Here is a 19,867-nt window from a genome sequence, read left to right on the forward strand (position 1 = left end):
AGCGGCTGCCAGAGCACCGGCCGAAGCTACCGTTGACCTACTCAGAAGCCTGCGGCATCAACATCTGACCGGATAGTTCAAGGCGTAAGGGCAAAGCCATGATGGCCATAGTGAGCCGTTAGCAAAATGCTCGTCCGCTGGCGCGGCCGGGTGCCGTTCTTGGGGGTGCTTTTGCAGAGCTCCATGACTTTTCGACTTTTACCCTGCGGCAGATGGGCCTCAGCCGGCCACAGCTCCGCAAGCTTCGCCAGCCGCACACTGCGACCACCCGACCCGCTATAGCTGCAGATCATCGAACATATGGAGTTCCCGGGCCGGGGTTGGCGTGGCCAGTGCTTCCTGGGCCTGGGGGAGAGGCTCGTATTCGTTGTCCATGGGGTCCCAGTCGAAGAGATGGACGAAGTCCAGTCCGGTAAGTTCGCTGATCCTGCGCACCGGGACCTGGAACGTGGCCGGGGTGAAAGCTTCCCTGAGCATGCCTTCCACCAGTTCGTACTGGCTGATCATGTAGGCGCTTGCTGAGCTGCTGCCGTCCGGCCGCCGGAATACCGGATTTTCCAGAACGCCAGCGGGATGCGCGTTCCCCGGACATCCGGATCGTCGGCTGCGAAGACCGGGCCGGTGAACACCGTGAGCCGGCGTTTTTCGGCCTTCGCGGTGTCCAGCAGGTAGTCTTCAAGGCCTGCCCACAGCGATGCTCCCTGGTTGAACTTTTTGTGCTGGGGGGAGCAGTTGGTGAAGTGGAACGTATCGTCATTGGCGGCGCGTGCAACGATGTCCGGACCCCAAGCCGGATCGAGGCGCCGGACCAGGTGCCCGCGGTCAAAGTCATTGTCCGCATAGAGGTCCTCACCGGTCTGCTCGGACCGGTTCAGGCGGGGGTCGAAGTACCACTTGTCCCGGTCACGCCTGGGTGATCGGCTGAGTTGTACGTCGATGTTCACGGCGGTGTAAAGCGCCAGGCGCCTGCTGCGTTGCATAACGAGAGTGGTGGTAGTTCAGTACCGTTGGATCCTGCCCGTTGGCCGGGCGGCGGTTCTGTGCCGCATCCGTACGCTGTTCCGCCGTCAGGACCGGCAAAGGTACGGGGGTGCCCAGGAAGTCAGGGTCGTATCCCCTTCTCCCCGAGTAATCGGGGTCTATCGCCACGGCCTCTTCGACCGCAGCGCTGCCTGGAAGCGCTATCGGGTTCTGGCCGGCAGGCACCTGGCCTTGTTGCTGTGCTGCCTGCACCGCGCCGACCCGGACTGTGATCTGCAGGGGGATCGTGAGGGAAACGGCCCCGTCCGAGGGGGCGGCGGCCTGTTCCGGTACGGGCTGTGTCAGCAGCCGGGCCTCGACCGGATTCCGGGACGAAAGTGGCAGGGAGGGCGGGCTGCGTGCATCCTTGACCAGTGCGCGTTCGTCCACGGTCATATCGTCGGCGCCCAGCGGCAACGAGGGGGCGGTTCCGCCGGGCCGTGATTTCACAGCGACCGCCACCACCGTCACATCAAGGCCGGCATCGGTCCGGAAAAAGGTGTCCGGTTCCAGGTCAAACTGCGACGTGGCGAGGGGAAGGCCGTTGACTCCGTTTTGGAAGTTGAATTCCAGTCGCGAGAAACGGGCGGACGCTGCGTCGGGCAGGACATGGTTGTTTGTCAGGGCCCAACCGCGGCGAGATCATGAATCCGGTGCCGAAGGAGCGGATCTGGAACCGGTCCCGGACGATCACCCTGCCGACACTGCGTGAAACCGTCATATCCAGTTCCAGGAACGCGATGCCAAGCAAGTTGTTTCCGCTGATGATCCGCTCCGGCACTGGATCATCCAGGTCCTTGCCCCGTATTGCCGGGGAGGTGTCCTCGGTCGCCCTGAGTGCATCTACAACCACCGGCTGACGCAGGACCCGCCGGGTGCGCAGTTCCAGCCGTTCCGGCGCATCCACGTTGAGGATGCTTCCTTGCGCGGTATGTGCTTCAGCGATCTTTTCTTCCGTGCCCGCACGTGGACCCCGCCGCGCCTGGAACCGTGACTGGGTGGCGGTGAGCACATCTTCCGGTATTACCATTGGTCCCGTCCTCGGGTTTCACTTCGCAAGGGAGCCACTGCCCGCTTCGGCAAGAGCGCCGGATCAAACTAGCTTGCGTTCGTGGGTGCCTGGACCAAACCCGCGCCGACGTCCACCGGATCCGTACCGGCTTTAAGCGGCTTGAACGTTCCGGAAGCGATCAGTTTGGACTGCAGGAGCACCGGACTCAGCGGTCCCTGCGCAAGAAGACGTTCCGCCCAAAGCGCCGCCACGCCCGCAACATGCGGGGTGGCCATGCTGGTTCCGCTGATGGTTTTGGTGCCGCCGTTGAGCCAGGCGCTGAAAACCCCGACGCCGGGACCCGCCACGGTCGCCATCGTATTCGAGAAGGGTGCAACAGTGAGTCCTCCGCCCCCGTCTGCCAGGGCGGCAACGGAAGTAATGCCAAAGGCCGCAGCCGGCGGGGCAACATTGATCTCGTAGGCTGGATTGCCGGTGCGTTCACTTTCGTTGCCGGCGGCTGCGACGACGATCGTCGTCTGGGCGACTGAGGCCCGGGCGTTGAGGAGGTTGGCAAGCTGTTCAAAGAGCCTGACGTTGGCGCGGTAGCCTTCGAGGGCTATGGATGTGGCGGCGGGGATGGACAGGCCGTTCACGTTGACCAGCTCATCCACCCAGCCGGGGAAGTCCATTCCCAACGACATGGAGATGACGTGGGCGCCGTTGTCGGCTGCCCACAGCATTGCGGTGGCAAGGATGTCGCTGCTGCCGCCGTTCGGGCCTCCGAGGACTTTGCCGATCACCGCCTTCTGTACGCCACGTGCGACGCCGATCCGCTGGCCGGTGAGGTCCCGGCCGAAGATCGTCCCCGCGCAGTGCGTGCCGTGGCCGTTGTCGTCGTCGGCGCTGCCGGCACCCGTGAAGTCTTTCGTGACCAGGTTGACACCGGTGAACGCCGGATGGGTGGCGTCGATGCCGGTGTCCAGGACCGACACTGTAACCCCGGCGCCCGTGAAGGGCGAAGTATCTGCGCCCACAGCCTTGACGCCCCATGTCACAGCAGCAGCGGCCGCTGCAGCATCGGCTTCGAGGGGTTCGATGAGCTTCATCGGCATCGCGGGGGCGAAGCCGAGGACTGTCGGGTCATTCCGCAACGCGTTGAGGGTGGCACTCGAAGGGTTCTCGTCACTCTCGACCGTCATACCCACGGCGCGTTCAGCGATGTTCTGAACGGCGCTTTCCAGCCCAGGGGCTGCTCCCGGTCCATCGAAAGGATCGCGGGTGGCGCCCAGGGAAGGGGCTCGCAGAATGACGATTTTTTGGTTGAGCAGCTCGGGCATCTTGGGCTCCTTGGCCTCTACACGGAAGGGTTTGCGTCTCGGACGCAACGGCTGTCTTCAAAGGTGGACGTCTGGTTCCACATGATGCCAGTCCTACGTCCGGCGGCGTTACACCGGCGTTACCGGTCGGGTCCTATTCTTCTTCACCGGGCCGGCAACTTGCAGGGCCGCCGGCTATAACGACCGCGGCAACCGGCCCTGGGTCCAGCTGAACTTCTCATCGGACAACCCGGTAGCGCACATGCGTCACCAAACTTGTACCGCTCACGTCCAGCGGCTCCAGCCTGAGATTTCCGACGCTGTCCAGGAGACGCTCGCCCCCTCCGAGGATGAGCGGCGCGGTGTGGAGGCGCAACTCGTCGATCAGCCCGGCGGAAAGGTATTGCTGCACGGTTTTCGCTCCTCCGGCTACGGCGATGTCCTTGCCCGCCGCAGCTTCCCGCGCCTGGGCAAGTGCGGACTCGATCCCGTCGGACACGAAGTTGAAAGTAGTGCCGCCTTTCATCTTCAACGGAGGGCGTGGGTGATGAGTCAGGACAAACACGGGGGCGTGATAAGGCGGTTCGTCACCCCACCAGCCACGCCAGTCCTCATTCCATGGTCCTGGTCCGGGTCCTGCGTACATGTTGCGGCCCATGATGAAGGCGCCTGCCAGGAGAATGCCCTCAATCGCCGCCGCATTCGCTTCGGGTTCTTCGAACATCCAGCGGTGGAGGTCCTCTCCGCCCTCGCCCAACGGCTCGGACATGCTCTGGTTCGGCCCGGCGATGTATCCGTCGAGCGACATGGTGAGGTCACATGTAACGCTGTTCATGGCTTCCTTGCGGGCTGGGCAGAAACAATAAGAACGCGGGACGATACCGGCAATGCTAATGGGGCTCCGCTGTGGCTGGAAGGTGTGTGGGGTTTTGCCCCGTCGGCTGTCTGAGAGACGTCTCTCCCTAAGGAAACGGGGGGCAATTGTCCGTTGACTTTCCAGTTGAACGTGAGGATCCTCGATCTTACATATTCGGTGTAGTAAACCCTGCTGAAATCGGGCTGCCATGGGCAATGATGACGGTGGAATTTTGGAATTGGACCTCATGGGCTCCTGGCAAATTCGCCGGGAGGGGCGAGTCGTCCACGTTGCTGCACGGCAACAGCGCCTTATCGCGGCACTGGCAGTCCACGGTGCCAGCCTCCGGAATTACCTTGCCGGCATGCTTTGGCCTGACTATCCGGATGCCAAGGCCCTGGAAAGTCTCCGGGTAGCGGTCCACCTGATGACCAGGCAGGTACCAGGCCTGCTGGTGAAGGATGGGGCCCTGCTGTCCCTGGACAACCGGGTTGCTGTGGACCTGCACAGGGTCCGCGCCCTGCTGAAGGATGCCGCCGTCGCGAACACTGGCACCACGTGGACCCTGCTGCGGGACTTGCGCGACCTGGATTTCCTGCCTGGCTGGTACGAGGACTGGGTATTGTTCGAGCAGAGCCGGCTACGGCACGACCTGCTTCGAGCTTTTACGCTGGTCTCACGGCAGTTCGCTGCCGGCGGGGATCACGAGGCCGCCGCGGAAGCGGCTGTGGCCGCCCTGGAAATAGAACCCCTCTACGAGAGCGCGGTACGGGTCCTTGTCACGTCAGAACTGGCGCAGGGTAACCTTGCCGCCGCTCTTCTCGCCTACGACAAATACCAGGAACGGCTGCTGGAGGACATGGGTGTTCGACCTTCCGAAGGTTTGCGGCAGCTGATCAACGGGATCATAAGGTCCCCTGCCCCGGCCGCTTGAGGGCGGAAGGGCGGCGCCGACGTCGCGGCACGCGCTGAGGATGTGGCTGTGGTGCAGAGGCCAGCTTCCAGGAGTTCAGCATCGTCAGGGCTTCTGCCAATGGCATGTGCAGCGCGGGACCGTGCCCGGGGAGTATGACTGTGGTGCCTACGCCGTACAAGCGGTGGAGTACAGCAAGAGCAGCGGTCGGGTCGGCGTGGTACATGGGATGGAGCATTTGCGGTCCGACGGCTCGGCTAAGCGGGTGGCCGCCAACAAATGAATCCCCGACGGCGATCGCGCCGGCCCGAGGCAAGAAAATTGCGGCGCTGCCTGGCGTGTGGCCGGGCAGCAGAATCGCTTCAGGTGAGCCTGGCAGGGTCTGGAGTTTCCCAGGGTCCCATGCCCGGGCTTGGGCTGCCGGCTTTGCCGTAAGCGCTCCTGCCTGTATGACGTGGACCATCCAGCGGAAGACACGTGGGCGCCACGCCCGGACGACGACCTGGCTGAACCTCACCTGGTGCTTTTCCTTCCCCTGGACGTGGGCCAGCTCTTCGGGGGCGCACAGGATGGGTGTTCCATATGACGTGGAGAAGAACGCCGCTGAGCCGGTATGGTCCACATGGCCGTGGGTAATCAGGACGGCCCTGGCGCCGGCAGGATTCAGGCCCAGATGGCGGATCGACTCCAGGACCAGAGGCCGGTCTGCGGGGTAGCCGCTGTCAATGAGGATGAAGCCGGTCTGGTCGCGGGCCACGATCCAGTTGGAAGCTGGTCCTTCGACGAAATACACGCCGGGCGCCTGCTCGGAAACACTGCCAGCAGGGCTCCATCCATGGGGTGAGTGCGGCACGGGTTCATCCTAGCGGGCCATGCCGGCGGCATTTCAGGGCTCCGTTTACACAAGCGGCCATGGGTAGCGCATGCCGGTGTGGTCAACCGGCAGCACGCCTTCGCGCAGCACGCGCCGCACCCTGCGCTGCAGGGCGGCGACTTCCAATTCGTCGAGGACGGCAGCCATGGCGGACGGCACGGCCTGTGCCAAAGGCGTGACGTCCGCGAGCAGGGAACCGGGGACGGGATCACCGGCGAACTCCCAGATGACCGTGCGCAGCTTGAACCCGGCTGAGAAGCACAGCCCGTGGTCGATGCTCCACACCCGTCCGTCATGGCCGCGCAAAACGTGTCCGCTCTTGCGGTCGGTGTTGTTGGCGATGTAGTCGAAAAGCGCGATTTGCATAAGGCAGGGGTGGGTCTCCGGCGCATGGGAGTAGAGCGTGAAGTAATGCTCACGGAAGTCGCACTCGACGAACCACTGCAAAGAACCAATCCCCATTGGGGCTTCCGGACGGATCACCGTTGGCGGCACCAGGCCCCACCCCAGGTACTCACTGAGCAGGTACGCCGCGTATTCCCGCTTGTACAGTCCCGGCTCGAAGTCGGACAGCGGCCGTTCCCCGGCCTCCGGCTTGTAGATGGCGCAGGCAGAATCCTCCCCGCTGGAGACGCGGACCAGGAAAGTCCCGTTGCTGCTGCGCGGCATGCGCCCAAGCAGCTCGACGCGGCCCCCGCCGAGGAGTGTCAGCTCCCGTCCCGACATCTGGTCCATGTCATGGCACCCGCAGCCCGCTCAGGGGCTCCGACGTCGAATTCACCGTCAGCACGGCAGGTGCCTGGCCCTCCACGTAAGAAATGGCCGACACCGAACCGGGGCTGATGACGATCCGCTGGAACAGGTCCAGGTGCATCCCCAGGGCATGGGCCACAGCCGCCTTGATGGGGTCGGCATGGGAGAAACATACGACGACGGCCCCTGGGAATGCGGCACGCAGCACCTCGAGTGCTCCCACAATCCGGGACTGCATCTCCAGGAAGCTCTCCCCGTCGGGGAAACGGAACGTCGAAGGACTGTGCTGGACCGCCTGCCACTGGGGCAGGCCGGCCAGGTCGGCGAGCGCAGCGCCGGTCCACCCGCCGAAGTCGCATTCGGTCAGTCCTGCGTCCTCGTCCACCACCAGCCCGGTGCGGACCGCCGAAGGCTCGGCAGTCTCCCGGGCACGCTCCAGCGGCGAGGAGTACAGCGCGTCAACCGGAACCGCAGCCAGCCGTTCGGCCACCCCCTCCGCCTGTGCCCGGCCCCGGTCCGAAAGATGCAGCCCAGGTGCCCGCCCGGGCAACACCATGCCCGTGGTCGGCGTCTCCCCGTGGCGCACCAGCAGGAGAAGGGTGCTCTTAGCAGTCATCAGGCTAAGCGTAGCGGCAGGGGCCCCACCCGAGCTTGCGAGGGAAGGGGGAGCAGCGGAGCGGTAGCGGCAGGGGCCCCGCCCGAGCTTGCGAGGGAAGGGGGAGCCGCGAAGTGGTAAGCCGTCCAACGGTGTCCGCGGGATAATCCCGGAAATCCTCGATTCCCTGCAGGTGCGGGGATTACGGTATAGGGGTGAGTGATCGTCCAGATATCTTCACAGTTGGCGAACTGCGTGCCGCCGGCCATGTCCAGAAGGACCTGCGCCATGAAATCCGCGACAACCTCCTCGCGGCGCTCGCCGCCGGCCGCGATCCGTGGCCCGGGCTGTACGGTTTCAGCCGGACGGTCCTTCCGCAGCTCGAGCGTGCCCTGATTGCCGGCCACGACGTTGTCCTGCTCGGCGAACGCGGACAGGGGAAGACGCGCCTGCTCCGCACCCTCGGGGGGCTGCTGGATGAATGGTCGCCGGTGATCGAGGATTCGGAGCTGAACGAACACCCGTACCTGCCGATCACTGAACAGTCGCGGGCGCGGGCGCTCACCGAGGGGGACCGGCTCCGCGTGGCGTGGCGCCACCGCTCGGAGCGCTACGTCGAGAAGCTCGCGACACCGGACACCTCCGTCGCCGACCTCATTGGCGACGTGGACCCGATGCGCGTCGCCGAGGGCCGCCGCCTGGGGGACCCGGAGACCATCCACTACGGCCTGGTCCCGCGCTCGAACCGGGGGATCATCGCGATCAACGAGCTGCCGGACCTCGCCGAGCGGATCCAGGTGGCGATGCTCAACGTGATGGAGGAGCGCGATATCCAGATCCGCGGCTACGTCCTGCGGCTTCCGCTTGACGTGCTGGTGGTCGCGTCGGCCAATCCTGAGGACTACACCAACCGCGGCCGGATCATCACGCCCCTGAAGGACCGTTTCGGCGCCGAGATCCGGACGCATTACCCCATTGAGCTCGATGACGAGGTAGCCGTTATCCGGCAGGAGGGGCGGCTCGTGGCCGATGTCCCGCCGGTCATCCTTGAAATCCTGGCGCGGTACACGCGGGCGTTGCGCCAATCCCCGGCCATCAACCAGACCTCCGGAGTGTCAGCACGGTTCGCCATTGCGGGTGCTGAGACTGTTGCCGCGGGGGCGCTGCGCCGGGCCAGCATGCGCGGCGAGGACCAGGCCGTTGCGCGGATCATCGACCTGGAACCCGCGGCTGAAGTCCTGACAGGAAAGATTGAGTTTGAATCGGGCGAGGAAGGGCGCGAGCAGGGTGTCCTGGACCACCTGCTGCGCACAGCCACCGCGGAAGCCGTGCGCGCGCATTTCCAGGGCCTCGACATGGGTCCGCTCGTGGCCGCGCTGGACGGCCACACCACCGTGACCACCGGTGAGCAGGTCACCGCGCGGGAGTTCCTCCAGAACCTCCCGTCCCTCAACGGCTCAGGCCTCTATGACGAGATCAGTGAGCGGCTGGGTGCGAAAAATGACGGGCAGCGCGCGGCCGCCGTCGAGCTTGCTTTGGAAGGCCTCTACCTTGCCAGGCGGATCTCCAAGGAGTCCGACGACGAGGCGACGGTCTACGGCTAGGTACAGGAGGCATCATGGCCGTCCACAAACGGTCCGCCAGGTACGGCCGGTACTCCGGGGGACCGGATCCGCTCGCACCGCCGGTGGACCTGGCCGAGGCACTCGACGCCGTCGCCGAGGATGTGATGGCAGGGTATTCCCCGCGGCACGCCCTACAGGAGTTCCTGCGGCGGGGCGGCCGGAGCCGGGAAGGGCTCGACGACCTGGCCCGGCGGGTTCAACAGCGCAGGAGCGAGCTGCTGGGACGCCACCGGCTGGACGGCACCCTTGGCGAAGTGCGAAAGCTGCTCGAGACCGCTGTACTGGAGGAACGCAAGCAGCTGGCCCGCGACGCCATGATGGACAACACAGACCGTGCATTCCGGGAGATGCAGCTGCAGAACCTCCCCGCATCCACGGCAGCCGCGGTCAACGGGCTCGCCTCTTACGACTGGCAGTCAACTACCGCCCGGGAAGCCTACGAAAAGATCAAGGACCTCCTGGGACGGGAAGTCCTGGACCAGCGTTTCGCCGGCATGAAACAGGCGCTCGAGAACGCGACCGATGAGGACCTCGAGGCCGTGCGCGGGATGCTGCAGGACCTCAACGAACTGCTGGACAAACACCGGCGCGGCGAAGACACCGACGCCGACTTCCAGGAATTCATGGCCAGGCACGGACACTTCTTTCCCGAGAATCCGCAGTCCGTTGAAGAGCTGATCGACGCGCTCGCCAACCGCGCCGCGGCAGCGCAGCGGCTCCTGCAGTCCATGTCCCCGGAGCAGCGGGAGGAGCTGATGCGGCTCTCCGCCCAGGCCTTCGGCTCGCCCGGACTGATGGCCCAGCTCGAGCAACTCGATGCATCCCTGCAGGCACTGCGGCCAGGTGAGGACTGGTCCGGATCCGAACGCTTTGAGGGCCAGGAAGGGCTCGGACTGGGCGACGGCACCGGCGTCCTGCAGGACATCGCCGAACTCGACGAGTTGGGCGAACAGCTCTCCCAGTCCTACAACGGCTCACGCCTCGACGATCTCGACCTGGATGCGCTGGCCCGCCAGCTGGGGCAGGATGCCGCGGTCACCGCCCGCACCCTCGCGGAGATCGAACGGGCCATGCAGGACGGCGGCTACCTGCGGCGCGGCGCAGACGGAGACCTCCGGCTGTCCCCGCAGGCCATGCGGCGGCTTGGGAAGTCGCTCCTCCGGGACACGGCCAGGCAGCTGTCCGGCAGGCAGGGGCACCGGGACACCCGCGCAGCAGGCGCCGCCGGTGAACAGACCGGTTCCAGCCGCCAGTGGGAGTTCGGGGACGCCGAGCCGTGGGATGTCACCCGCACCATGACTAACGCGATCCGCCGCACCGTAGCTGACGGCGGGAATCCCGGCCGCGGGTTCCGCCTCGGCGTGGGGGACATCGAGGTGACGGAAACAGAGGCACGGACCCAGGCCGCCGTCGTCCTGCTTGTCGACGTGTCATTCTCCATGGCGGCCGAGGGCCGTTGGGTACCGATGAAACGCACCGCGCTCGCCCTGCACCATTTGGTCTCAACCCGGTTCCGCGGAGACCGGCTGCAGCTGGTCACGTTCGGCCGTTACGCACAGTCCATGGACATCGCCGAACTCACGGCCCTGCCGGCCCTGCGGGAGCAGGGGACCAACCTGCATCACGGATTGCTTCTGGCCGGCCGGTTCTTCCGCCGGCACCCGTCCATGCAGCCGGTACTCCTGGTGGTGACCGACGGCGAACCCACCGCGCACCTGCTGGCCGACGGCGAGTCGTGGTTTTGTTGGCCACCGGACCCGGAGACAGTCCGGGTCACGGTGGCCGAACTTGACCGCCTTGCGCGTGCCGGCACGCATGCGACGTTCTTCCGGCTCGGTTCCGAGCCAAGCCTTGAGCGGTTCGTGCAGCGGCTGGCACGGCGGATCGATGGCCGGGTGGTTGCGCCCGACGTCGGTGACCTTGGCGCCGCAGTGGTGGGCGAGTACCTCCGTGCGCACTTCCGCAGCTCCTTCAACGGCGCCGACTGGATTTGACGGACGCCATTTGACGGACGCCCGCGCCTGGAACTCCAACAATCAGTCTTTGGGAACAGGTCCACCCCCATGCGCAGTTCCCAGTCCGGCCTCCGCCACGAGTTCGGTCAGCCACGGCCGGTGGGCACGATGGAAACGGATGTCCTCGGGCAACCCCTCCACGGAGGGTTCGGAACCGCTGATGTTGATGGTGATCCGGCCTCCGGCCATGGGCGCGTTGGTAATATGCAGGTTGCCAAAGGACTCAGGCAGAACGGGGTCCATCCAGAACCCGCCCCGTGACAGATGGGCGTCATACCGCATCAGGCTGGTAATCAACATAATCGGGGTGGTGGCCGCCCAGGCCTGCGGGGAGCAGGCGGTGGGATACGGCACCGGTTCTGCGACCTGTTCCCGGCTGAACCCGCAGAAGAGTTCCGGGAGCCGGCCGTTGGAGTATTCGGCCGCTTCCAGCAGCGCCGTGGCGATCCGCTGGGCCTCTTCGATGAAGCCATAACGCATCAGGCCCGCTGCGATGATCGCGTTGTCATGGGGCCAGACTGAGCCGTTGTGGTAGCTGGCGGGGTTGTAGGCACCCATATCGGTGGCAAGGGTGCGGACGCCCCAGCCGCTGAACATCTCTGGTGACATCAGTCGTTCTGCCACCAGCGGGACCTTGTCGTCGTCGACGATGCCGTGCCACAGGCATTGCCCCATGTTCGAGGCGCAGGCGTCCACCGGCCTCTTCCTGCCGTCCAGGGCGACGGCGAACCAGCCCCGGTCAGGCAGCCAGAACTCGTCATTGAACTTTCTCTTCAGCCGGGCCGCCTCCTCCGTGAGCTGCGCTGCCATTGGTGCGTCACCGGCGTCGTAGGCCATCCATGCCCTGGACAGCAGGGCGCTGTAGACCAAAGCCTGCACTTCGCAGAGCGCAATGGGCGGCTCGGCCATCGTCCCGTCAGCGAAATTGATGCCGTCCCAGGAGTCCTTCCAGCCCTGGTTGAGAAGGCCCTGTTCATTGAGGCGGGAGTACTCGACGAAGCCGTCGCCGTCCTTGTCACCGTAATTCCGTACCCAGTCCAGCGCCCGGTCCGCATGGGGCAGCAGGTCGGCGATGATGTCTTTGGCAAAGCCCCAGCGGCTGACCGACCCCAGGGTCATCACGAACTGGGGAGTGGCGTCCACGCTGCCGTAATAGATGGACTTGCCGCCCAACGCCAGACCGCTGGAGACGCCCAGCCTTACCTCGTGCAGGATTTTTCCGGGTTCCTCCTCGCTCTTTGGATCCACCACTTTGCCCTGGCGGTCCGCCAACGTCTGCAAGGTACCAAGGGCCAGGGAGGGGTCCACGGGGAGGGCCATTTCCGAAGCCCACAGGGAGTCCCGCCCAAAGAGCGTCATGAACCAGGGTGCACCTGCGGCCACCACGATCCGCTCCGAGTGGGCGGGATCCTCAATCCGGAGCGCACCCAGGTCGTCATAGCTGCGCCGCAGGGTCCGTTCAATGGAACGGTTCCCCATGTGCAGCTTGGGGATCTTCGTTACCCACTCCCGGCGCCTGCGGTCGCTCGCAGATTCCTGACGATCGTCCTGGTGGACGGGCCGGGCAGCAGGAGCCCCAGCGCCGTCAGGAGAAGGCGCCACACTCAGCTGGGTGCTCCACTGCCCGTGCGGCGGGACGACCACCCGATAGGTGAGGGCGTCGGGGGTGGCGACGGCGCCCCCTCCCTTGATGACCACCCGCTTCAGGACGTCGTGCCAGACGGCCTCGATGGTGAGCGAATCGCCGTCCGGGCGCCGGGACTCCTCCCAGTGCCGCTGGACACGCGCCTCCTTCACTTCGAAGAGATCAGCGAAATCTGATGCAACGCTGACGGAAACACTGCATTCGACCGCCTCCGAAGAGTAGTTCCGGATGGTGATCTCCTCGGCGACCCCGGCTCCTACTTCCCGAAGGCGCTCCACAATCAGCGGGCTGTCGGCATATCCGTCGGAACGTGGAACGCGGCCGATGAACAAGGCACGGTACGGTTCCTTTGTCTCTGCAGTCAGCGGTTCCAGTGGCTGGCCGTTAACCGTCAGGTTCCAGCGCGACAGGATGCGCGTGTCCTCATGGAAGACCCCGTGCGGATGTTCCGGGTGCATGTCTCCATTAGCCAGCGAAATGCAGAAGGACGAGCCCTCCACCAAGGTATTTGTTCCGGCTCCCACAGGTCCGGCAGCTGTATCAGCGTTCCATCCGGCCATGTCCGCTCCTTCGACGGCTGAAGGCGGAGACGGCTTCCGGTAATCCGGCCTGAACGACCTGTGCCGCCGCCCGCGGAATAGACGCTACGCCTATCGCCGTCCCGATAAAAGGTGTTCATTCCATCTCCGCGGTTCAACTCCTGAGCATGGATCCCGTCCTGGAGCAGGCGGGCCGGGGGCTGCTGGGGCTGGGTTCAAAGTCAGCCCGTTCCGGCGGCGACCGGCGCCGGGTTGCTGACCTGCGGCACTGATCCGTGTCAGGATCAGGTATGCCCCAACGCCTGATGCTGCTGGACACTGCCTCCCTGTACTTCCGGGCCTTTTACGGTCTGCCCGATACCATCCGCCGCGCTGACGGGACACCTGTCAACGCCGTGCGCGGCCTGCTGGACATGATCGCGCGGCTTGCCACGGACTACCGCGCCACGCACCTGGTCGCATGCTGGGACGATGACTGGCGCCCGCAATGGCGGGTTGACCTTCTCCCCACGTACAAGTCGCACCGCGTGGCCGAGGCAGTCACGGATGCTCCCGACATCGAGGTCGTTCCGGATGCTCTGGAGGCGCAGCTGCCCATGATTCGCCGGGTGCTGGAGCTGGCCGGCATCGCGGTTGTGGGCGCGGCCGAACACGAGGCCGACGACGTTGTGGGCACCTATGCCAGCCACGCGGCCTTCCCGGTCGACGTCGTCACGGGGGACCGGGACCTATTCCAGGTGTGCGACGACGGCAGGCAGGTCCGGGTGATCTACACCGCGCGCGGCATGCGGAACCTCGAGGTCATCACCGAAGGGACCATCGTTGGAAAGTACCGGGTGCTGCCCCGGCAGTATGCCGATTACGCCACGCTGCGGGGTGATGCTTCGGACGGGCTGCCGGGGGTCGCGGGAATTGGGGAGAAGACGGCGGCGTCCCTGCTCCTGAAGTACGGCACCCTGGAAGGGCTGCTCGAAGCGGCCGAAGATGACGGCAGCGGGTTGGCCGGTCCAGTGCGGGCCAAGCTCGCCGCCGCCGCAGATTACCTGAAAGCAGCCCCCGCCGTCGTCCGTCTGGTGCGGAACCTGGAGCTGCCCACCCTGGAGGAGGCAGGCGCCCAACTGCGCCCGGTGGGCGGTGAACCGCGCGCCGAGCTGGAGCGGCTGGCGATTGAATGGAACCTGGGCGGTTCCGTCAGGCGGCTGCTCGACGCACTGGACAAAACAGCGTAAAACGGCGACGTTTTGCCGCTCAGCCCGTAAAGGAGGCTGCCACTTCCCGGAAGGGACCTGGCAGCCTCCTTTAGTGACCTGCCCGTTTCAGTATGAAATGAATGCCACGAGTTCGCCCACGCGGTCCTCGGGGTAATTCTTCGCAATGTCCGCCTGGCTGAGGACGCCCACCAGGTCGTGCCCGTCAATGACGGGGAGCCTGCGGACCTGATGGTCCTGCATGGTCCTGATTGCTTCCTCGATGGAATCGTCCGCGCCAATGGTGACCGGTTTGCCTTCACCCAGTTCGCCTGCCTTGACTGACCGCGGATCACCGCCCTCGGCCAGGCACTTCACCACGATGTCACGGTCCGTCACCATGCCCTTGAGCCGGTTATCCTCGCCGCAGATGGGAAGCGAACCGACGTCAAGATCCTTCATTTTGCGGGCTGCTGCTTCCAGGGTCTCGTTCTCGCCGATGCATTCCGCTCCGCCGGTCATGATTTCCCGTGCCGTTGTCATGGTGGTCTCCTTCGTGATGCCGTGCCGTGTCCCTGTGGGCTTGTTCGGGTGGCCATAGGAGTCGGTGCTGGTTGACGGCTCCGGAGCCAACCGATGAAAAAATGCTAAGCCTACTGATTATGTCTGTCCAGAGTCTGCTCATAGGGCGCTTGTTGCGGCGGCTCCTGATCCTCCGGCTGTTCTTGCGTCCGGGCCGTCAAGTAGTAAGCTTGCTGAGCATTACTAGTAAGCTTGCTGATTAATTGGATGAGGGAAGCAGGGGTAATGGGCACAGTACTTGGTGTCGCATGGTCGCTGATGATGACCACCGGCGGAGCCGCAGTGGCTGCAGGCGCTCCCTTCGGCGCTGCCGGCATGGGCGGGCAGTACCTTGCAGGCCACGTGCTCCTTGGGTTGGGCCTGGGCCAGCTGCTGGCCATGGTGCTGCGGTCTGCCGCCCGCCGGATCCTGAGGAATGCCCGCCCCCGTCCTGTTGGAACTTACGGAGATGGCGCCGTCCAGGCGCCGGAACCCCATTTGGCCACCGTGACCGTCCTGCCTGTCCGGCAAGCATCAGTCCCGCCGCTCAGGGGCCGGCATGCCGCCTGACCCAGCACAATCCCCACGGCCCGGCGAGACACGCTCCAGAGCGGGGCGCCGTATCCCGGCAACCGCTGCAGCGCTGGCGGCCGCGCTTGCCGTGGCGGTCGGCGTCACCGCTTTTGGCGGCCTTCGAGTCCCGGACTCCGACGAAGGCACCCTCCGCGGCTTCCAGATCCGGGTCCTGAGCATCACCCAGGCGGCAGCGGAAAACAGGATGGACGGAGCGCTGGCCGCGCTTCAGGCGCTGGAGACGGACCTGGATTCGGCAGCGCGCGATGGCCGGATCTCAGCGCCCCGGCTGCGCGGCATCGAAACGGCACTGGAAGCGGTGCGGGCAAACATTGCGGGCCAGATGGCTTCCCAGGCGCCGGCCGCCGGAACAGCCCCAGTCGAGGACACACCTGCAGCGGCGGGAACTTCGGGGGCCGCCCCCGCCGAGGCGACCGTGCCGCAGTCCCAGCCCATCCAACCGGTAGCCGAGGAGCCCGCCCCGTTACCCCAGCCGGTACCGGTCCCTGTGCAGCAGGAGGAGCAGCTTCCGGATGCAGCGAAGGAAGCCAGGGGGAAAGGCAAGGGCCAGGGCAAGCCCTGACCGGATCCCCTCCGGCGGCCTGCCTGGCCGCACGCCTCCCGAAGATCCCGAACGCCTCCCGAAGAGAAGGGACCGGCAGAATGGACTGGTGACTTCTTCAAACGGCCGGGACCGGCTCCATGCCGGGAAATCTTTTGACCTTGGTGCCATCGGCGCCGGCCTGGCGTTCGCAGGCTCGCTTCCGGGCCTGAGGGAGGCACTGGCAAACGGTCCCGCGGCCGGCGCGGCAGTGGTGCAGGCGCCGCCGGGTACCGGCAAGACCACTCTCGTTCCGCCGTTGGTCGCGAATCTCGTTGCCGGCGCGGGCCGGGTAGTGGTCACCCAGCCACGTCGGGTGGCTGCCCGTGCCGCTGCCCGGCGCCTCTCCGCCCTGGATTCCGGCGCGGCTGGCGGCCGGCTCGGCGGCCGCGTCGGGTACACCGTGCGCGGTGAACACCAGGCAGGGCCGGGAACCCTCGTTGAATTCGTGACGCCGGGCATCCTCCTGCGCCGGCTGCTGGCAGACCCCGGCCTTGAGGACGTTGCGGCCGTCGTCCTGGATGAGGTCCACGAGCGGGGACTCGAGACGGACCTGCTGATGGGCATGCTGGCCGAAGTCCGCGAGCTCCGCGGCGACCTGGCCGTCGTCGCGATGTCCGCGACACTGGACGCGCCCCGCTTCGCCGCCCTGCTGGGGAATCCCGACGGCGGTCCCGCGGCTCCCGTCATCGACTGCCCTTCGGTGCTCCATCCCTTGGAGGTGGAATGGGCGCCAGCGCCAGGCCCACGGCTGCACAACAGGGGAGTGTCGCGCGCCTTCCTGGACCACCTCGTAACAACGGCAGCGGGCGCCCACACCCGGGCGCTGGCGGAGGACACTTCCGTGGATGCCCTGGTCTTCGTCCCCGGCGCGAGGGAAGTGTCGCAGGTGGCAGCAGGGCTTCGCGGCCGCCTGGGAAGGGACATCGATGTGCTGGAGCTCCACGGCCAGGTGGCCGCCGCCGACCAGGACCGGGCAGTGTCCGGACGACGGCCGGGGGAGAAGCCCCGGATCATCGTCTCCACCGACCTTGCCGAATCCTCCCTCACTGTGCCGGGCGTCCGGCTGGTCATCGATTCCGGCCTTACCCGCGAACCCCGCCGGGACGTTGGCCGCGGAATGAACGGCCTGGTGACAGTGTCCTGTTCCCGGGCCTCCGCGGACCAACGGGCAGGCCGGGCCGCCCGGCAGGGCCCGGGCACAGTGGTCCGCTGCTACACCCAGCAGGCTTTCGGCGCGGCCCCGGCCCACGTCACTCCGGAAATCAAAGTCGCAGACCTGACCGGAACCGCGTTGACGCTGGCCTGCTGGGGATCGCCGGGTGGAGAAGGACTGCCCTTGCCGGACATGCCGCCCCGGCAGGCGCTGGACGATGCCATCGAGGTCCTGAGGGAACTCGGGGCCCTGTCGCCCGACGGCCACGCCACCCCCACCGGCCGGATCCTGGCCGGAATCCCTGCCGACCCCCGGCTGGCGCGTGCCTTGCTGGACGGCGCAGCAGCCACCGGTGTCCGGGAAGCCGCGGAGGTAGTGGCCGCTGTTGCAGGCGACCAACGCGCTCCCGGCGCTGACCTCCCGCGCCTTCTTGCCCAGCTCCGGGGCGACCCCGGGCCCGCCGGGCGTCGCTGGGCGGAGGAGACCAGGCGGCTGCAGGCCCTTGCCCGGGACGCTGGAACCCCCGCCTCCGCTCCCGGCCTCTCCGCCGGTGCAGCCGGCACCGAGGTGGTTGGCGCCGTCGTCGCCCTGGCATTCCCTGACCGGGTGGCCCGCCTCGTGCCTGGCGGGGGACCTGCACGCTACCTGCTGTCATCCGGGACACGGGCCGGCCTGCCGGCGGGAAGCACCTTGTCCGGGTACGAATGGCTGGCCGTGGCCGAAGTCTCGCGGGCGGAGGGCCGGGATTCTGCGGGGACGGGCGCCGTCATCCGTGCGGCGGCACCGCTCAACCCCGAACTTGCCGAAGCAGCCGCCTCCCGCCTTGTTACGGACACCGTGGAGGCGCACTTCGTCCAGGGGCGGGTCACCGCCCGGAAAGTCAGGCGCCTGGGCGCCATCATCCTTGCCGATACTCCTGTCCGTCCCTCGCCCGCGGAGGGCAGGACCGCAGTGGCCCGCGCCCTGCAGAAAGAGGGCCTTTCCGCGCTGGAATGGTCGACGGCGGCCGCGGCCTTGCGTCGCCGCCTTGCCTTCCTGAACCGGGAGCTGGGGGCACCATGGCCGGACGTCTCGGACGATGCCCTCATGCTGCGCATTGATGACTGGCTGGGCCCCGAACTCGAATCGCTGGCGGCGGGAGGCAGCATCGCAGCACTGGACCTCATCCAGCCGCTGCGCCGCCTCCTGCCCTGGCCTGAGGCCGGAAGGATGGACGAGCTTGCTCCGGAGTGGCTGGAGGTGCCCAGCGGCTCACGGATCCGGATCGACTACCCACAGCCGGACGAAGAAAATGCACCGCCGGTGGTGGCTGTCAAACTGCAGGAGTGCTTCGGCCTTGCAGCTTCGCCGCGGCTGGTCAGCGGCAGGGTTCCGGTCCTCTTCCACCTGCTGTCACCGGCCCGCCGGCCATTGGCCGTGACCGATGACCTGACGTCCTTCTGGTCCGGGCCCTATGCGCAGGTCCGCGCGGAGATGAGGGGCCGCTATCCCCGGCACCCGTGGCCGGAGGATCCCTGGACCGCCCCCGCCACAGCACGGACCAAGCAGCGAAAGTAGCGTCCCTCCGGGCTCTTTTCATCCCCGCCCGTCGGTTGGGTGAGAACAACGATACACATCCGAAACGTCGCGTCGACGTGCTGAAACATGCTGTGGCTACGCTCGGTGGTACGTGGACAGCGTGGTCCATACCCCACATGGAAGGACATAAAGATGTTTCTCTTGAACAGCCTGAACCTTTTGCTCGACGGCCGGCGCAGCGATGACAACCGGTCCTACAACGGAGGCAGCGGAAAGACCGATTCTCCCGAAGGCCAGCTCACGTCCACAGCCTGGGAGGGCTGGTGGCACGAGGAAGCAGCTTAGCTGTACTTAGCCGGCCGGAACCGGACTGGCTTGCTTTAGCCGGCGGCCCGGATAAACTCAGCCACCGGTGCCGCCAGCGAGGCCCCGACCTCGCCGGCCTGGCGTTTGACGCCTGCGACGCCGAAGGAATGATCGCCGCCCTCCACCCACCGCAGCTCGGCGGACGGCCCGAGGCGTGACACCACATCCTCCAGGATGTCCGGCGTGGCGAAGGTGTCACGGGTGCCCTGCAGGAACAGCATGGGCGTGGTCATCCCGTACAGGTGCTCGTCCCGCAGCTTTTCCGGTTTTCCCGGCGGGTGCAGGGGGTACCCGAGGTAGATGAGTCCGGCAGCCGCCATGCCTTCCGACACGGCCATGGATGCCATCCGGCCGCCGAAGGATTTGCCCGCAGCCCACAGGGGGCCGGAGTCCCCATGGTGTGCTGCCCGCTCCCCGGCAGCGGCCATCGCCGCGCGCCAGGCAGCGATGGCAGCCGGGGGACGGTCCGGGAATTTGCGTCCGGCTTCGCGGTAGGGGAAGTTGAACCGCAGGGTTGCGACGTCCAGGGAGTTCAGGGCGTTCGTGAACCCGGACAGGAAGGGATGTTCCATTCCGGCCCCGGCACCATGGGCAACCACGACCGTGGCCCAGGGATTTTCCGGGCGGGCATAGGCTGCTGAGACCGTGACCTCGCCAACGGCAAGCGGAAAGTTGGTTTCTTGGGCGGGCATGACTCCATCATGCCGGACGGGCGGATGGAAATCCGTCCGCCCGCTAACGGCGGGGTGTACGTTGTCCC

The 19,867-nt window shown here is 66.3% G+C and carries 20 protein-coding genes; 8 read left to right on the forward strand and 12 right to left on the reverse strand.

Features of this window, described 5'->3' with window-relative positions; all coding sequences use genetic code 11:
• Positions 1 to 276 precede the first annotated feature (276 nt).
• The 6 genes from NXY83_RS09295 to NXY83_RS09320 all read right to left on the reverse strand — a co-directional run bounded on the left by NXY83_RS09295 (position 277) and on the right by NXY83_RS09320 (position 4,165).
• Positions 277 to 507 (reverse strand): hypothetical protein, encoded by a 231-nt coding sequence (locus NXY83_RS09295; protein WP_258805797.1) that lies wholly within the window; start codon positions 505 to 507, stop codon positions 277 to 279.
• Complete coding sequence (locus NXY83_RS09300; RefSeq protein WP_258805798.1) at positions 504 to 944, reverse strand: DNA/RNA non-specific endonuclease; 441 nt, start codon at positions 942 to 944, stop codon at positions 504 to 506. Before NXY83_RS09300 ends, NXY83_RS09295 begins: the two co-directional genes overlap by 4 nt.
• A complete protein-coding gene (locus tag NXY83_RS09305; protein ID WP_258805799.1) occupies positions 904 to 1,470 on the reverse strand; it encodes a hypothetical protein in 567 nt (188 codons plus the stop codon). The genes NXY83_RS09300 and NXY83_RS09305 overlap by 41 nt, the downstream gene beginning before the upstream one ends.
• Positions 1,471 to 1,534: 64 nt before the next feature.
• Positions 1,535 to 2,050 carry a hypothetical protein gene (locus NXY83_RS09310; protein WP_258805800.1) on the reverse strand — a complete coding sequence of 172 codons (516 nt, stop codon included), beginning with the start codon at positions 2,048 to 2,050 and terminating at the stop codon, positions 1,535 to 1,537.
• A gap of 68 nt (positions 2,051 to 2,118) precedes the next feature.
• A complete protein-coding gene (locus tag NXY83_RS09315; RefSeq protein WP_258805802.1) occupies positions 2,119 to 3,351 on the reverse strand; it encodes a S8 family peptidase in 1,233 nt (410 codons plus the stop codon).
• 217 nt (positions 3,352 to 3,568) lie between these two features.
• Positions 3,569 to 4,165 (reverse strand): dihydrofolate reductase family protein, encoded by a 597-nt coding sequence (locus NXY83_RS09320; RefSeq protein ID WP_258805803.1) that lies wholly within the window; start codon positions 4,163 to 4,165, stop codon positions 3,569 to 3,571.
• A gap of 229 nt (positions 4,166 to 4,394) precedes the next feature.
• Here NXY83_RS09320 and NXY83_RS09325 point away from each other — a divergent pair, with 229 nt between their 5' ends.
• Entirely contained in the window at positions 4,395 to 5,120 is a 726-nt protein-coding gene (locus NXY83_RS09325) for an AfsR/SARP family transcriptional regulator (protein ID WP_258805804.1), read from the forward strand.
• On the opposite strand, the gene NXY83_RS09330 is transcribed toward NXY83_RS09325, so the two are convergent.
• Genes NXY83_RS09330 through NXY83_RS09340 form a run of 3 tightly spaced genes read right to left on the reverse strand, consistent with a single transcriptional unit; the run spans position 5,092 to position 7,342 of the window.
• The gene (locus NXY83_RS09330; RefSeq protein WP_258805805.1) at positions 5,092 to 5,952 is read right to left on the reverse strand and encodes an MBL fold metallo-hydrolase; all 861 of its coding nucleotides are present in this window, start codon (positions 5,950 to 5,952) and stop codon (positions 5,092 to 5,094) included. The two genes, NXY83_RS09325 and NXY83_RS09330, sit on opposite strands and share 29 nt — an antisense overlap.
• 45 nt (positions 5,953 to 5,997) lie before the next feature.
• Positions 5,998 to 6,699, reverse strand: coding sequence for an SCO1664 family protein (locus tag NXY83_RS09335; protein WP_258806138.1), 702 nt, complete (start codon positions 6,697 to 6,699; stop codon positions 5,998 to 6,000).
• Positions 6,700 to 6,709: 10 nt separating this feature from the next.
• A complete protein-coding gene (locus NXY83_RS09340; RefSeq protein ID WP_258805807.1) occupies positions 6,710 to 7,342 on the reverse strand; it encodes an MSMEG_4193 family putative phosphomutase in 633 nt (210 codons plus the stop codon).
• Positions 7,343 to 7,536: 194 nt separating this feature from the next.
• Between NXY83_RS09340 and NXY83_RS09345 the strand changes: the two genes are divergently transcribed.
• Positions 7,537 to 8,925 (forward strand): sigma 54-interacting transcriptional regulator, encoded by a 1,389-nt coding sequence (locus tag NXY83_RS09345; protein WP_258805810.1) that lies wholly within the window; start codon positions 7,537 to 7,539, stop codon positions 8,923 to 8,925.
• Between the two features lie 14 nt (positions 8,926 to 8,939).
• Entirely contained in the window at positions 8,940 to 10,940 is a 2,001-nt protein-coding gene (locus NXY83_RS09350) for a vWA domain-containing protein (RefSeq protein WP_258805811.1), read from the forward strand.
• A 42-nt stretch (positions 10,941 to 10,982) separates the two neighbouring features.
• On the opposite strand, the gene NXY83_RS09355 is transcribed toward NXY83_RS09350, so the two are convergent.
• Positions 10,983 to 13,166: a glycogen debranching N-terminal domain-containing protein gene (locus NXY83_RS09355; RefSeq protein ID WP_258805812.1), complete on the reverse strand. Its 2,184-nt coding sequence runs from the start codon at positions 13,164 to 13,166 to the stop codon at positions 10,983 to 10,985.
• Positions 13,167 to 13,435: 269 nt separating this feature from the next.
• Between NXY83_RS09355 and NXY83_RS09360 the strand changes: the two genes are divergently transcribed.
• Positions 13,436 to 14,374 carry a 5'-3' exonuclease gene (locus NXY83_RS09360; RefSeq protein WP_258805813.1) on the forward strand — a complete coding sequence of 313 codons (939 nt, stop codon included), beginning with the start codon at positions 13,436 to 13,438 and terminating at the stop codon, positions 14,372 to 14,374.
• Positions 14,375 to 14,461: 87 nt separating this feature from the next.
• Here the strand turns inward: NXY83_RS09360 and NXY83_RS09365 are convergent, their stop codons facing one another.
• Complete coding sequence (locus NXY83_RS09365; protein ID WP_258805814.1) at positions 14,462 to 14,875, reverse strand: CBS domain-containing protein; 414 nt, start codon at positions 14,873 to 14,875, stop codon at positions 14,462 to 14,464.
• Between the two features lie 264 nt (positions 14,876 to 15,139).
• Here NXY83_RS09365 and NXY83_RS09370 point away from each other — a divergent pair, with 264 nt between their 5' ends.
• From NXY83_RS09370 to NXY83_RS09385, 4 genes are all read left to right on the forward strand, one after another.
• Positions 15,140 to 15,463 carry a hypothetical protein gene (locus NXY83_RS09370; RefSeq protein ID WP_258805815.1) on the forward strand — a complete coding sequence of 108 codons (324 nt, stop codon included), beginning with the start codon at positions 15,140 to 15,142 and terminating at the stop codon, positions 15,461 to 15,463.
• Positions 15,453 to 16,049, forward strand: coding sequence for a hypothetical protein (locus NXY83_RS09375; RefSeq protein WP_258805816.1), 597 nt, complete (start codon positions 15,453 to 15,455; stop codon positions 16,047 to 16,049). The genes NXY83_RS09370 and NXY83_RS09375 overlap by 11 nt, the downstream gene beginning before the upstream one ends.
• Positions 16,050 to 16,137: 88 nt before the next feature.
• Positions 16,138 to 18,780 carry an ATP-dependent helicase HrpB gene (hrpB, locus tag NXY83_RS09380; protein ID WP_258805817.1) on the forward strand — a complete coding sequence of 881 codons (2,643 nt, stop codon included), beginning with the start codon at positions 16,138 to 16,140 and terminating at the stop codon, positions 18,778 to 18,780.
• Between the two features lie 153 nt (positions 18,781 to 18,933).
• Positions 18,934 to 19,086, forward strand: coding sequence for a hypothetical protein (locus NXY83_RS09385; protein WP_258805818.1), 153 nt, complete (start codon positions 18,934 to 18,936; stop codon positions 19,084 to 19,086).
• Positions 19,087 to 19,121: 35 nt separating this feature from the next.
• On the opposite strand, the gene NXY83_RS09390 is transcribed toward NXY83_RS09385, so the two are convergent.
• Positions 19,122 to 19,799 (reverse strand): alpha/beta family hydrolase, encoded by a 678-nt coding sequence (locus tag NXY83_RS09390; protein WP_258805819.1) that lies wholly within the window; start codon positions 19,797 to 19,799, stop codon positions 19,122 to 19,124.
• Between the last annotated feature and the right edge of the window lie 68 nt (positions 19,800 to 19,867).

The organism is Pseudarthrobacter sp. NS4 (assembly GCF_024758005.1).
GTDB lineage: Bacteria > Actinomycetota > Actinomycetes > Actinomycetales > Micrococcaceae > Arthrobacter.